The organism is Pantoea sp. JZ29 (assembly GCF_035190385.1).
In the GTDB taxonomy this organism is placed as follows: domain Bacteria; phylum Pseudomonadota; class Gammaproteobacteria; order Enterobacterales; family Enterobacteriaceae; genus Pantoea; species Pantoea stewartii.
On the sequence record NZ_CP045241.1, the window covers coordinates 3633763 to 3648163 of the forward strand.

Below are 14401 nucleotides of genomic sequence, written 5' to 3' on the forward strand. Positions count from 1 at the left end.
CCTTATTTTTGCACCACGATGTTTTCCTGCGAAGGATCAACGTGCTGCATCTGCAGCTTCTCGGTGGCGATCCGCTCAACGCGGCTGTGATCGCCAAGGGCATTCTCTTCCAGAATTAAGTTGCGCCACTCAATGTCCAGCGCATCACGCTCAAGCACCAGTTGCTCTCGCTGGGCAGTCAGCAAGCGTGTTTTGTGCGTCGTTGTCACGACCAGCACGGCAGAAACCAGCACAGCAATCAGCAACAGAAAAGGGAGTTTCCCTTTACGCATAATGTCGCCCGCGATGACAGCGGGTAAGCTGTGCCGTTCGTTGCCAATCATGCGTCAGTTCGCTCCGCAATTCGTAAAACGGAACTGCGCGCACGGGGATTCTCTTTCACCTCCGTGTCGCCAGGTACCATTTTGCCCAGCAGCTTCAACTGACGCCCACCCAGTGCATTCAGTTGCTGCTCGGTCATGGGTAAGCCATGAGGCACCTGCGGCCCGCGGCTCTGATCGCGCATAAACCGCTTCACCAACCGGTCTTCCAGCGAATGGAAGCTGATGACAGACAAACGCCCTTGCGGAGCCAGCACATCGACTGCACCTTTTAATGCGGTGTCGATCTCTTCCAGTTCGCTGTTGATCCAGATGCGAATGGCCTGGAAACTACGGGTCGCCGGGTGTTTGAACTTGTCTTTAACCGGTGTTGCTGCGGCAATCACCTCTGCCAGTTCTTTCGTGCGCGTCATCGGTTCATCCCGGTTGCGTTCCACAATCGCCCGCGCAATCCGCTTCGCAAATCGTTCTTCACCATAGGTTTTCAGCACAAAGGCGATATCGGCCTCTTCTGCCTGCATCAACCATTCGGCGGCAGAGTGGCCGCGCGTGGGGTCCATGCGCATATCCAGCGGCCCGTCGCGCATAAATGAAAACCCGCGTTCGGCATCATCCAACTGCGGGGACGACACGCCCAGATCCAGTAATATGCCGTCAATCTGACCTGCCAGTTCACGCTCTGCCACATACTCCGCCAGCGCGGAAAAGGGGCCATGAACAATGGAAAAACGCGGATCCTTTATTTCAGCGGCCGCGGCGATAGCTTGCGGATCACGGTCAATGGCGATGAGCTTTCCGTTGGCGCCAAGCTGCGCCAGAATCAAGCGTGAGTGACCGCCACGACCAAAGGTGCCGTCAATATAGATTCCGTCTTCCTTGATGTTGAGGCCATTCACTGCCTCATCCAACAGCACGGTGGTGTGTTTATAATTTTCCTGCATAGCTATAGCGATAAATCCTGCAACCGCTCAGATAAAGGCGACTGAGCTGACTGTTCTGCGTCAATATCATCCCTGACTTGTTGATACCAGGTCTGTTCATCCCACAGTTCAAACTTGTTGAACTGCCCAACCAGCATCACTTCTTTGCTTAAATTTGCATGCTGGCGAAGGGTATTCGCCAGCAATAAGCGGCCCGCATTATCCATCTGACACTCACTGGCATGTCCCAACAGTAAACGCTGCACGCGGCGCTCCATCGGATTCATGCTGGACAGACTCGCCAGTTTTTTCTCAATGATTTCCCATGCGGGTAAGGTGTAAAGCAACAGGCATGGCTGATGGAGGTCGATGGTACAAACCATCTGCCCCTGCGATTCCTCGTTCAGCAAATTACGGTAACGGGTTGGTACCGCCAGTCGTCCTTTGCTGTCGAGATTGACTAACGTTGCTCCACGGAACATGTCAGTCTCACCCCTCAGTTACCCATTTGCACCACTTTATCCCACTTTTTACCACAAAACGAGTTTAAGGATCGTAGGAAATCATTGTCAAGCCGGAGCGGCAGTAGAATATGATTATTTACCGAGGCGGGAATTAACACTGAAAAGGTTTCAAAACGCCGGAAGATGATTAATCAAAATTAAACTAATGAATAATTGAATAAAAAATTCAGCTCTGAAAAAAAACGGCGAAAATTAACACGTTTATTACGGTTGAATAACCCGATGCCGTTTTGAGACAGGGGACGCATTTTAGGGGATTTCTTAACGGAAGCCTAGCCACTCGCCTGATGTTAAGGGGCTAAACCAGCGTTAAGTTGTAAGTAAACAAGAATGGTCTGTTAACTTAATTTGTTAGAATGAATGTTAAACGCTTACGCTTTTTTACTTTGGATAAGAAAGAGTTTAAAAACAGCATTTAAACATCGGGGCAGACAAATCGCTGCCCGTATTATTAATTAGAAATTCTGCTTAATTGTCCGCGACGTAATAAATTGCGGCGAATACGCGTTAATCCAGGCTTGGGTTTACGCGGTTCATCGAGAGACGCTAATACTAATTCCAGTACCCGTTCGGCTACATCACGATGACGCTGACCTACCGATAACACCGGGCACTCCAGGAAGTCCAGCAGTTCATGATCGCCAAAGGTGGCGATCGCCAGATTGGACGGCAGGCGGCCGTTACGCTTCAGAGTCACATCCATCACACCCTGTAACAGGCCGAATGACGTGGTGAACAGCGCGTCTGGCATTGAGTGATCCTGCAAATACTTTTCGAACACGGCGGCCGACGCCGTACGCTCAAAACTATTGCAATAGAGGAAGTCGATGGGACGCTCATCCCCTTTCCAGGCTTCTCTGAATCCCAGTTCACGCAGAAAGCTGACCGATAATTCTGGTAACGCGCCCATGAACAGAACGTTGCTGACCTTAAGCTGACGCAGTTCAGCCGCCAGGGCATAAGCATCGTCCTGGTCAGCACCGACCACGCTGGTAAAGTGTTCACGATCCAGCGCGCGGTCCAGTGCGATAATGGGCAGGGGATTGTTAATCCAGCGCTGATAAAAAGGATGCTCAGGAGGAAGTGAAGTGGATACGATAATGGCGTCCACCTGGCGTTGCAGCAGATGCTCAATACAGCGCATTTCATTGTCAGGCTGATCTTCAGAACAGGCGATCAATAACTGGTAGCCACGCTGGCGGGCCTGACGCTCAAGATAGTTAGCAATACGTGTATAACTGGTGTTTTCCAGATCGGGAATCACCAGACCGATCGAGCGCGTGCGCCCGGCGCGCAGCCCTGCCGCCACAGCATTAGGATGATAGTTATGCTCGCGGACCACCGCCATGACTTTCTCAACAGTTTTATCGCTGACACGATACTGCCGTGCCTTTCCATTAATGACGTAACTGGCCGTGGTGCGCGATACACCCGCCAGGCGCGCAATTTCATCCAGTTTCACTGTAACCCCACCGTTAAGCGGGTCTGATAACCCGCAGATAAGCTATGGACATTCTTTTATCACATCTAACAGCAGAAAAGTGCGCGGAGCAACCGCTTTTCTGATGGTGAACCTTGTTCTGCACAAAAAAGAAAAAACCCGGCATTTCGCCGGGTTACATTCGTTTTAGATCGTTACGGCGCGTGATTAACGCATTATCCGTTCGCCACGTGAAACACCAACGATGCCGGAGCGCGCGACTTCTACAATTTCAGCCACTTCGCGTACCGTGCTTAAGAATGCATCCAGCTTATCACTGGTGCCTGCCAGCTGAACCGTGTAAAGCGAAGGCGTCACATCAATAATCTGGCCCCGGAAAATTTCTGCGCTGCGCTTTACCTCTTCGCGGCCATAACCTGTCGCCTGAATTTTCACCAGCATAATTTCACGTTCGACGTAAGCGCCCTGCCCTAACTCGGTCACACGCAAAACATCGACCAGCTTGTGCAGCTGTTTCTCAATCTGCTCCAGGACTTTCTGGTCGCCAACAGTCTGAATCGTCATGCGTGACAGCGTAGGATCGTCCGTGGGTGCAACCGTCAGGCTCTCAATGTTGTAGCCACGCTGTGAAAACAGGCCAACAACACGAGACAATGCGCCGGATTCGTTTTCCAGCAAAACCGATAAAATGCGACGCATAATTAAGTCCTCTCCGTTTTGCTCAACCACATCTCATCCATACTGCCACCGCGAATCTGCATCGGGTAAACATGCTCACTGCCGTCAACGTTAACATCAACAAACACCAGTCGTCCTTTTGCCAGAGTTTCCAGTGCCAGCGTCAGCTTCTCTTCCAGCTCCGCAGGATGACTGATGGCAATGCCTACGTGACCATAGGCCTCCGCCAGGCGAACGAAATCAGGCAATGATTCCATATAAGACTGAGAATGGCGGCCAGAGTAAATCATGTCCTGCCACTGTTTCACCATGCCCAGGAAGCGGTTGTTCAGGTTCAGCACTAATACCGGCAGATCATACTGGAGCGCGGTCGAAAGCTCCTGAATGTTCATCTGAATACTGCCATCGCCCGTCACGCAAATCACCGTTTCGTCAGGCAGCGCCATTTTGACACCCAGCGCGGCAGGCAGGCCGAAGCCCATGGTGCCGAGGCCACCAGAGTTAATCCAGCGACGGGGTTTATCAAAGGTGTAGTAGAGCGCGGCAAACATCTGATGCTGCCCTACGTCCGATGTCACGTAAGCATCACCATTAGTAAGACGGCAGATGGTTTCGATCACGGCCTGGGGTTTGATTTTGTCACTGGTACGATCGTAGGCAAGGCACTGACGTCCGCGCCAGGTCTCAATCGACTGCCACCAGTCACGCAGACTGTCTAACTGCTGCTTCGCCTCCGTGTGATCAAGCAGTTCCAGCATCTGCTGTAACGTCTGTTTTGCATCGCCCACAATCGGAATATCCGCGGAGACCGTTTTGGAAATCGACGTCGGATCGATATCAATATGCATCACGGTGGCGTTCGGGCAGTATTTTGCCAGATTGTTGGTGGTGCGATCGTCAAAACGTACACCAACGCCGAAGATCAAATCGGCATTGTGCATCGTCATATTCGCTTCGTAGGTGCCGTGCATACCGAGCATACCTACGCACTGGCGATGGCTGCCAGGGAACGCGCCCAGCCCCATCAGTGAAGTCGTGACCGGAATATTCAGGCGCTCAGCCAGCTGCAACAGCTCGGCTTCACACGACGACGTAATGGCACCGCCGCCGGCATAGATAACCGGCTTATGCGCCGCCAGTAAGGTTTGTAACGCACGCTTAATCTGGCCTTTATGGCCCTGAATTGTCGGATTATACGAGCGCATGCTCACTTCCTGCGGATAGTGATAAGGCAGCTTATTCGCAGGATTAAGGATATCTTTTGGCAGATCGATAACCACCGGTCCCGGGCGACCGCTGGATGCCAGCCAGAAAGCTTTTTTCAGTACCGTCGGGATCTCTTCGGTGTTTTTCACCAGAAAACTGTGTTTCACCACCGGGCGGGAAATCCCCACCATGTCACATTCCTGGAAGGCATCATAACCAATCAGCGAAGACGGCACCTGACCCGACAGAATGACTAATGGAATAGAATCCATATAGGCGGTCGCGATACCGGTGATCGCATTGGTTGCACCCGGCCCGGACGTCACCAGCACCACACCGACTTCACCGGTTGCGCGTGCCAGACCATCGGCCATGTGGACCGCACCCTGCTCGTGGCGGACCAGAACATGGTCGATGCCCCCCACAGTTTGCAGTGCATCATAGATATCGAGTACTGCGCCACCCGGATAACCGAACACTTGCTTCACGCCCTGGTCGATCAACGACCGGACGACCATTTCGGCTCCTGACAACATCTCCATTTTCTGCCTCCCGGCTTGAGGAACTGAATCCACTGGCGACGGCTTTTCCGCTAGCCATATGCATCCTGCCCTGTTTCGCCAATTAAAATCAAAACCTTATGTTTTTGCTAAGACCGCAGAACTCATTTCTGCGATCCAGATACAGAGAATTCTGCTGGGTTAATTTTTCTAAGAGTAGGTCGATTACCATAACCGTAGAAAAACGGGCTGGCAAACGCCAAACGCATTTGATGAAAGGCGGCGGGATTCAAAGCCTCTGCCCGCCAACTTTTGCCTGCGATTATTAAACTAAATACGTTCAATAATGGCAGAGGAAAATGCTGTGAATGATATTTTTTGTAGCCATATCTAAGAAATAAAAAAAAACTATTACGAACGGACTCAGCCAGCCATCTTTTCCTCATGCGTTTTTATGGCGTAATTATCTTATAAAAATTTAAAGCGCATGAGATTATGCTGCCTGAGATGGCCTGATTATGGATAAAGCGATACTGGAATATTAATTTATCATTATATTTCATCACCTTAAAAAGCAGCCTTTCTTCTGTAACCCCGTATCAGCAGTAATGAACGTCATGGGTTCTGTCCGCCTCGTTTAATACTCTGTGAGCGTCAAAAATGTCAGAACATTTTTCTTTGTGGCGGCTGAAAATAACCCTTCGCTTATGGTTGACATCGATTGTTGATTCCAGTACCAATAGATGCAGCAAAAAATTCACGGGGTTTGAAACATGTCACGTTCTTTTCGTCTATCAGGTCTACTACTTATCGCAAATTCTCTGCGCGGTAGACTTGTGGGCGAAATCAAACACTGATTCGAACCTGCTAAAAGTTAAAAACCCGCGCCTGTCGCGGGTTTTTTTATGCTCGTTGCAAGGCAAGAAACGCAAAAGGATGAACACGATGAGCCAGCAAGTTATTATTTTCGATACCACTCTGCGTGATGGTGAACAGGCCTTACAGGCCAGCCTGAGTGTGAAAGAAAAACTGCAGATTGCGTTAGCGCTGGAACGTATGGGCGTTGATGTGATGGAAGTCGGCTTCCCCGTCTCGTCACCAGGTGATTTTGAATCCGTACAAACCATTGCGCGTACTATTAAAAACAGTCGGGTTTGCGGCCTGGCGCGCTGCGTTGAGCAGGACATTGATGCCGCCTACGAATCATTGCGGGTTGCCGAGGCCTTCCGAATCCATACCTTTATTGCCACCTCGCCGATGCATATCGCCACGAAACTGCGCAGCACCTTACCCGAGGTAATTGAGCGGGCGGTGCGCATGGTAAAACGTGCCCGTAACTATACGGACGATGTTGAATTCTCCTGTGAAGACGGTGGTCGTACGCCCATTGACGACCTGTGCCGCATGGTCGAAGCCGCCATAAATGCGGGCGCAACCACCATCAATATCCCTGATACCGTTGGCTATACCCTGCCGAATGAATACGCCAACATTATCAGCCAGTTAATCAACCGCGTACCGAATATCGACAAAGCGATTCTGTCTGTGCACACGCACGACGATTTAGGCATGGCCACCGGTAATGCGATTGCAGCGGTGCAGGCCGGGGCGCGTCAGGTGGAAGGGACATTGAACGGCCTGGGCGAACGTGCCGGTAACTGTGCGCTGGAAGAAGTGATCATGGCGATTAAAACCCGCCAGCAGATCATGAATGTTCATACCAACATTCACCATCATGAAATTTATCGTACCAGCCAGATGATTAGCCAGATCTGCAATATGCCGATTCCGGCCAACAAAGCGGTTGTCGGATCGAACGCGTTTGCCCACTCGTCGGGCATTCATCAGGACGGCGTGATTAAGAATCGTGAAAACTATGAAATCCTGACGCCAGAATCCATTGGCCTGCATAAAATTCAGCTTAATCTGACATCCCGTTCCGGTCGTGCAGCGGTAAAACATCGCATGGAAGAGATGGGCTATACAGAGAGCGAATACAATCTGGATTCCCTGTATGACGCTTTCCTGAAACTGGCGGACAAGAAAGGTCAGGTTTTTGACTACGACCTGGAAGCGCTGGCTTTCATCGACAAACAAAACGAAGAGCCTGAATTTTTCCAACTGAATGATTTCACTGTGCAGTCAGGCTCCAGTATTACGGCGACCGCGTCGGTCAATCTGGGTTGTGGCGAACAGACGAAATCAGAAGCGGCGACCGGGAACGGTCCGGTTGATGCGGTTTATCAGGCCATTAACCGAATTACCCAGTTCAATGCCGAGCTGGTTAATTACAAGCTGACGGCAAAAGGCCACGGCGAAAATGCCCTGGGCCAGGTCGATATTGTGGTGAGCTACAACAACCGCAAATTCCACGGCGTTGGTCTGGCGACAGATATCGTCGAATCGTCTGCCAAAGCGATGGTGAACGCCTTAAACAACATCTGGCGAGCCAAACAGGTCGAGAAAGAGTTACAGCGCAAGTCTAAAGATCAGAAGGAAACGGTGTAATCATGTCAAACTCTTCACATATCGCAGTACTGGCGGGCGACGGTATCGGCCCGGAAGTGATGGCGCAGGCTATCAAGGTATTAGATGCCGTTCGTCAGCGCTTTAATCTGCGTATTACCACCAGCGAATACGATGTGGGTGGCATCGCCATTGACCGCCATGGTGAACCGCTCCCCCCGGCCACTGTAGCCGGTTGTGAGCAGGCTAATGCGATTCTGTTCGGTTCCGTGGGCGGGCCAAAATGGGAGCACCTGCCCCCGGCTTCCCAGCCCGAACGTGGCGCGCTGCTTCCCCTGCGTAAGCATTTTAAACTGTTCAGTAACCTGCGCCCAGCGGCGCTGTACAGCGGTCTTGAAGCGTTTTGTCCACTGCGCAGCGATATCGCGGCACGCGGTTTCGACATTCTGTGTGTCCGTGAACTGACCGGCGGCATCTATTTTGGTCAGCCGAAAGGACGTGAAGGCAGCGGTCCGCATGAACGCGCGTTTGATACCGAAGTCTACCATCGCTTTGAAATCGAACGTATTGCACGTCAGGCTTTCGAGTCCGCCCGCAAGCGCCGCAACAAAGTGACCTCCGTGGATAAAGCCAACGTACTGCAAACCTCGGTCATGTGGCGCGAGATCGTCAACGAGATTGCGAAAGATTATCCCGATGTGCAGTTGAGCCATATGTACATCGACAATGCCACCATGCAGCTGATTAAAGATCCTTCTCAGTTCGACGTGCTGCTGTGCTCAAACCTGTTTGGCGACATTCTGTCAGACGAGTGCGCGATGATCACCGGTTCTATGGGCATGCTGCCCTCAGCCAGCCTGAGCGAAGACGGCTTTGGCCTCTACGAACCGGCTGGCGGCTCCGCACCGGATATCGCCGGGCAGAACATTGCCAACCCGATTGCTCAGATTTTGTCGCTGTCACTGCTGCTGCGCTACAGCCTGAACGCCGATGAGGCCGCTGCCAGTATTGAACGCGCCATCAGCCGTGCGTTAGCCGAAGGTTACCGCACCAAAGATTTAGCCGGTGATGGCCCTGCGATTAGCACCGATGAGATGGGCAGCATCATTGCTCGCTTTGTCGCCGAGGAAAAATAATAAAATGAAAACTTTATACCAGAAGTTATTTGATGCACATGTCGTTCACGAAGCGCCGAATGAAACGCCGCTGCTCTATATTGACCGTCACCTGATTCATGAGGTGACCTCACCGCAGGCGTTTGATGGCTTGCGGGCGCACGGTCGTAAAGTGCGCCAGCCGTCGAAAACCTTCGCCACCATGGATCACAACGTTTCTACCCAGACCAAAGATATTCATGCCTCGGGTGAAATGGCCCGTATTCAGATGCAGGAGCTGATCAAGAACTGTGCGGAATTTGGCGTGCAGTTATATGACCTGAATCACCCGTTCCAGGGCATCGTGCACGTCATCGGTCCGGAACAAGGCATGACCTTACCGGGCATGACCATTGTCTGCGGTGACTCGCACACGGCTACACACGGCGCTTTTGGCTCGCTGGCCTTCGGTATCGGTACCTCTGAAGTCGAGCATGTTTTTGCCACCCAAACCCTGAAACAGGGCCGTGCTAAAACCATGAAGATTGAAGTGACAGGTACGGTTGCCCCGGGCATTACGGCGAAAGATATCGTGCTGGCCATTATCGGCAAAACCGGCAGCGCGGGCGGTACCGGCCATGTTGTCGAATTCTGTGGTTCCGCGATCGAAGCGCTGAGCATGGAAGGCCGCATGACGCTGTGTAACATGGCTATCGAGATGGGCGCAAAAGCCGGTCTGGTGGCCCCCGATGAAACCACCTTCGCCTACCTGAAAGGACGTCAGTTTTCACCGGAAGGTGAGAAATGGGCGCAGGCCGTTGAATACTGGCGCACGCTGAAATCCGATCCGGACGCGAAATTTGACCGCGTCGTGACGCTGCGTGCAGAAGAGATCGCCCCGCAGGTTACCTGGGGAACGAACCCTGGGCAGGTTATCGCGGTGGATGCGCAGATTCCCGACCCGGCCTCGTTTGCGGATCCCGTGGAGCGGGCATCCGCAGAGAAGGCGCTGGCTTATATGAACCTGCAACCCGGTATCAAACTGACCGACGTCAGCATCGATAAAGTCTTTATTGGTTCCTGCACTAACTCGCGCATTGAAGATCTGCGCGCCGCCGCCGCGATTGCCAAAGGGCGTAAAGTTGCGCCGGGCGTTCAGGCTCTGGTGGTGCCAGGTTCAGGCCCGGTTAAAGCCCAGGCCGAAGCCGAAGGGCTGGATAAGATCTTTATTGAGGCCGGATTTGAATGGCGCCTGCCTGGCTGCTCCATGTGTCTGGCGATGAATAACGACCGCCTGAATCCCGGCGAGCGTTGTGCTTCAACCAGTAACCGTAACTTCGAAGGCCGCCAGGGCCGTGGCGGACGGACACATTTAGTCAGCCCGGCGATGGCCGCTGCTGCTGCCGTTAATGGCCATTTCGCTGATATTCGCAGCCTGACATAAGGACGCCATCATGGCAGAAAAATTTACGCAACATACGGGTTTGGTGGTGCCACTGGATGCCGCTAACGTCGACACCGACGCCATCATTCCAAAGCAGTTTTTGCAGAAAGTGACGCGTGTTGGTTTCGGTGCGCATCTGTTTAACGACTGGCGTTTCCTGGACGATCACGGCCTGGAGCCTAATCCGGATTTCGTGCTCAACTTCCCGGAGTACAAAGGGGCATCCATCCTGCTGGCACGTGAAAACTTTGGCTGTGGTTCGTCACGTGAGCATGCGCCATGGGCACTGACCGATTACGGTTTTAAAGTCGTCATCGCGCCGAGCTTTGCCGATATTTTTTATGGCAACAGCTTTAATAACCAACTGCTGCCGGTCACGTTGACTGAGGAGCAGGTAGACGAATTGTTTACCCTGGTAAAAGCCCGTCCGGGCATCCGCTTCGAAGTGGATCTGGAAGCGCAGGTGGTTAAAGCCGGCGACAAGACCTTCAGCTTTAAGATTGATGATTTCCGTCGCCACTGCATGCTGAACGGACTGGACAGCATCGGCCTGACGCTGCAGCACGAAAGCGCGATTTCAGCTTACGAAAATAACCAGCCTGCCTTTATGCGCTAAGCTTCGTTATCACCGTACGGCCCGGTCTGCTGACCGGGCTTTTTTTTGCCCTGCGCATCTCACAGGCGCGGATCACGCCTCTTTGACTCTTCTGATCATCACCAACGTAACCAGCGAAATCGCTGCAATCACCCAGTACACACTGCCGTGCCCAAAATGTTCAACCAGCGCACCCTGACATAGCCCCGCCAGGATAATCCCGGTCGAAATGCTGTTAGTAAACAGGGTGGTGGCCGCGCCCGCCCGTCCAGGCATCAGATCCTGAAACCACAACATGCCAATGCCTGCGACCACGCCGATAAACAGGGCGTTAAACACCTGCAGGATCAGCAGCGCCAGATGGCTGTGAAACAGGATAAGGCCGCTGTAGAACACGACGGCAGCAGCCACGGCGGCGGCCATCATATTCCGCTTGCCCCATCGTTTGGCGTAAAAGCCCGCCACGATCATGACCGGGATCTCCAGCCCGGCAGCCGTGCCCATTAAGATTCCGGCCAGATTTTCAGGTAAGCCCAGATCCGTACTGATCCATAACGGCATGTCGATGATATACATGGTGTTGCAGGTCCACATCAGCGTCGATGCGGCAAACAAAATACGCACATCACGAATACGCCAGCCACTCAGCGGAATTCCGCCTGACTGCATCAGGGACGCGGTGCGCGGCACCGAGGGCACCGTGAACCAGATCAGCAGAAAACAGAGAAAAAACAGCCCGGCGGCCACGCTGAACAACGTGACAAAGCCAAAATTCAGCGCCAGCGCAAATGACAATGGCGGGCCAATCACCCAGGCCAGCGAGACCTGAGCACGCATGACAGAGCTGAACATCACCACTTCGCGCGAAGCACTGTCGGCATATTCACGCGCCAGGGCAAAAAGCTGCGGCATGGCGACATTCGCCAGCGACGACAGCAGTACGCCCAGCGTTATCAGCGTCAGATAATGGCGGGTAAAGGCGAACAGGAGTGCGTTTGCCAATGCCAGCATGCAGCACAGCAAGATGATATTGCGGCGATCGCCGACCCGGTCGGAACGTTTTGCGATCATCATGCTCACCACAATCCCGGCAACGGCATTGAGGGTAAAAAACAGCCCAACCCACAGCGGCGGCACCTGCACTTCTCGCGATAAAAACAGGCTCAGCGTCGGTGCCTGAAGCGCGCCCGCTACGCCGAGGATAAAGGCGGTCACCATAAAAGCGAAAAACACTGGATTGAAACGGCGCGAGAATGCTAATAAAGATTTCATGCCTTATCCCTGACAGAACAACAATAGAAACGGGAAGCGTGTCCCCCGACCATAACCTGCAACGTAAAAAAAACCAGCAGAATAACTCTGCTGGCAAAATCGTAGCACACTACTCAGAAGGGACGGGCATCGCTGCCGTCCATGTCAGAGCGCCATCCATCGCTGAATGCCTCCCGCTCTTCCAATGCGAGAAAGTTTGCCTCTAAAATAGGGCAGGAAAAACAGAGCAGGTTTCAGAGGGAGTTCCTCTTTTATGTCGTCATCACGTCTGAAGCAGCAGTTCATTCGTCTGTGGCAGAGCTGTCAGGGGCAATCGCAGGAAACCACCCTGGGTGAACTGGCCGACGCCCTGCACTGTTCACGTCGCCATATGCGGAACCTGCTTAACAGGATGCAGGAAGCCGGCTGGCTCACCTGGCAGGCGGAGGCCGGACGGGGCAAGCGATCCGTGCTCACCTTCTGCTACACCGGACTAACCCTGCAGCAGCAGCGCGCTAAAGACCTGCTGGAACAGGATCGTATTGATCAACTGGTGCAGCTTGTCGGCGATAAAGATCAGGTCAGACAGATGATCAGCGCGCATCTGGGCCGCAGTTTCCGGCAGGGAAAACATATTCTGCGCGTTCTCTACTATCGCCCTCTGCTCAATCTGCTGCCTGGATCGCCCCTGCGTCGGTCAGAAACCCATATCGCTCGCCAGATTTTTAGCGGTCTGACACGCATAAATGAGGAAAAGGGGGAAATCGAAGCCGATATCGCTCATCACTGGCAGCAACATTCGGATCGACACTGGCGCTTTTATTTACGTCCGGCTATCCGTTTCCATCATGGCCGGGAACTCGACATGGACGATGTGATTGCCAGCCTTGAGCGCCTGCGCCAGCATCCGCTGTTTTGCCATCTTCAGCGACTTGACTCCCCTGCCCCCTGGACGCTGGATATCTATTTAGATCAGCCCGACCGCTGGCTACCCTGGCTGTTGGGCAGCGTCAGCGCCATGATTCTGCCGCGCGAGTGGCCCGATATGCGCGATTTTGCCCGTCAGCCCATAGGGACAGGGCCCTATCGGGTCATCCGCAATCAGCAAAGTCAGCTGAAGATCGAAGCCTTCGACGACTACTTTGGCTATCGCGCCTTGATCGATGACGTGTCGGTATGGGTGCTGCCCGAAATCAGTGACGAAGTGGTTTATGCCGGTGTTCGCCTGCAGGGCGAACAGGCCGATGAGAAACAGGAAGAGAGTCGGCTTGAAGAGGGCTGCTACTTTTTACTGTTTGACCAGCGCTCCGCGAAGGCAGGCGAACCGGGCATTCGACGCTGGCTTAGCTTCCTGCTTAACCCCATTGCCTTACTGAACAATGCGGATCTGGGCTACCAGCGTTACTGGTTTCCTGCTTACGGCCTGCTGCCCCGCTGGCACCACCGGCGTGATTTGACACCGGTAGAAAAACCCGCAGGCCTGACACACCTGACGCTGACCGTTTATAACCAGCACATTGAGCACGTCAGTATCACCGATGCCTTGCGTCCACTACTGGCGCAACACGACGTGACGCTGGACGTGCGTGAGGTCAGTTATGAATCCTGGCATCAGGGCACAGGTGAAAGCGATATCTGGCTCGGCAGCGTCAACTTTACCCTGCCCCTGGACTATTCTCTGTTTGCGCTGTTATACGAAGTCCCGTTGTTGCAGCACTGCCTGCCGGTGAACTGGCAGCAGGATGCTGCGCGCTGGCGTGAGAAAACGCTCCCCCTTGCTGAATGGGCGAAACAGCTGGTTGAAAGCAACTGGCTTCATCCGTTGTTTCATCACTGGCTGCTGCTGGAAGGCCAGCGCAGTATGCGCGGGGTACGGATGAATACGCTGGGGTGGTTTGACTTTAAATCCGCCTGGTTTGCACCGCCCACGCTGTGATCCTTTCCCGGCGGGCATTAAGTGAC

The 14401-nt window shown here is 53.2% G+C and carries 12 protein-coding genes; 5 read left to right on the forward strand and 7 right to left on the reverse strand.

Annotated elements, in window-relative coordinates:
• Positions 1 to 2: 2 nt before the first annotated feature.
• The 6 genes from ftsL to ilvI all read right to left on the reverse strand — a co-directional run bounded on the left by ftsL (position 3) and on the right by ilvI (position 5631).
• On the reverse strand, positions 3 to 323 hold the full coding sequence (gene ftsL, locus GC090_RS16930) for a cell division protein FtsL (protein ID WP_006117670.1): 321 nt from the start codon (positions 321 to 323) through the stop codon (positions 3 to 5).
• Positions 320 to 1261 (reverse strand): 16S rRNA (cytosine(1402)-N(4))-methyltransferase RsmH, encoded by a 942-nt coding sequence (gene rsmH / locus GC090_RS16935; RefSeq protein ID WP_054688155.1) that lies wholly within the window; start codon positions 1259 to 1261, stop codon positions 320 to 322. Before rsmH ends, ftsL begins: the two co-directional genes overlap by 4 nt.
• Before the next feature lie 2 nt (positions 1262 to 1263).
• Positions 1264 to 1722, reverse strand: coding sequence for a division/cell wall cluster transcriptional repressor MraZ (gene mraZ / locus GC090_RS16940; RefSeq protein ID WP_006117668.1), 459 nt, complete (start codon positions 1720 to 1722; stop codon positions 1264 to 1266).
• A gap of 493 nt (positions 1723 to 2215) precedes the next feature.
• Positions 2216 to 3226, reverse strand: coding sequence for a catabolite repressor/activator (cra, locus tag GC090_RS16945; protein ID WP_006117666.1), 1011 nt, complete (start codon positions 3224 to 3226; stop codon positions 2216 to 2218).
• 186 nt (positions 3227 to 3412) lie between these two features.
• Complete coding sequence (gene ilvN / locus GC090_RS16950) at positions 3413 to 3904, reverse strand: acetolactate synthase small subunit (protein WP_006117664.1); 492 nt, start codon at positions 3902 to 3904, stop codon at positions 3413 to 3415.
• A 2-nt stretch (positions 3905 to 3906) separates the two neighbouring features.
• Positions 3907 to 5631 (reverse strand): acetolactate synthase 3 large subunit, encoded by a 1725-nt coding sequence (gene ilvI, locus GC090_RS16955; RefSeq protein WP_006117663.1) that lies wholly within the window; start codon positions 5629 to 5631, stop codon positions 3907 to 3909.
• Between the two features lie 903 nt (positions 5632 to 6534).
• Here ilvI and leuA point away from each other — a divergent pair.
• From leuA to leuD, 4 genes are read left to right on the forward strand one after another with little or no spacing between them, the layout of a single operon-like run.
• Complete coding sequence (gene leuA / locus GC090_RS16960) at positions 6535 to 8097, forward strand: 2-isopropylmalate synthase (RefSeq protein ID WP_006117662.1); 1563 nt, start codon at positions 6535 to 6537, stop codon at positions 8095 to 8097.
• Positions 8098 to 8099: 2 nt separating this feature from the next.
• Positions 8100 to 9191, forward strand: a complete 1092-nt coding sequence (leuB, locus tag GC090_RS16965; protein WP_006117661.1) for a 3-isopropylmalate dehydrogenase — start codon at positions 8100 to 8102, stop codon at positions 9189 to 9191.
• 4 nt (positions 9192 to 9195) lie between these two features.
• Entirely contained in the window at positions 9196 to 10593 is a 1398-nt protein-coding gene (leuC, locus tag GC090_RS16970; RefSeq protein ID WP_006117660.1) for a 3-isopropylmalate dehydratase large subunit, read from the forward strand.
• 10 nt (positions 10594 to 10603) lie between these two features.
• The gene (leuD, locus tag GC090_RS16975) at positions 10604 to 11209 is read left to right on the forward strand and encodes a 3-isopropylmalate dehydratase small subunit (RefSeq protein WP_324020487.1); all 606 of its coding nucleotides are present in this window, start codon (positions 10604 to 10606) and stop codon (positions 11207 to 11209) included.
• A gap of 72 nt (positions 11210 to 11281) precedes the next feature.
• Here leuD and GC090_RS16980 read toward each other — a convergent pair whose 3' ends face one another.
• Positions 11282 to 12460 (reverse strand): MFS transporter, encoded by a 1179-nt coding sequence (locus GC090_RS16980; protein WP_033740244.1) that lies wholly within the window; start codon positions 12458 to 12460, stop codon positions 11282 to 11284.
• A 253-nt stretch (positions 12461 to 12713) separates the two neighbouring features.
• Here GC090_RS16980 and sgrR point away from each other — a divergent pair, with 253 nt between their 5' ends.
• Positions 12714 to 14375 carry an HTH-type transcriptional regulator SgrR gene (gene sgrR, locus GC090_RS16985; RefSeq protein ID WP_324020489.1) on the forward strand — a complete coding sequence of 554 codons (1662 nt, stop codon included), beginning with the start codon at positions 12714 to 12716 and terminating at the stop codon, positions 14373 to 14375.
• Positions 14376 to 14401: the final 26 nt, after the last annotated feature.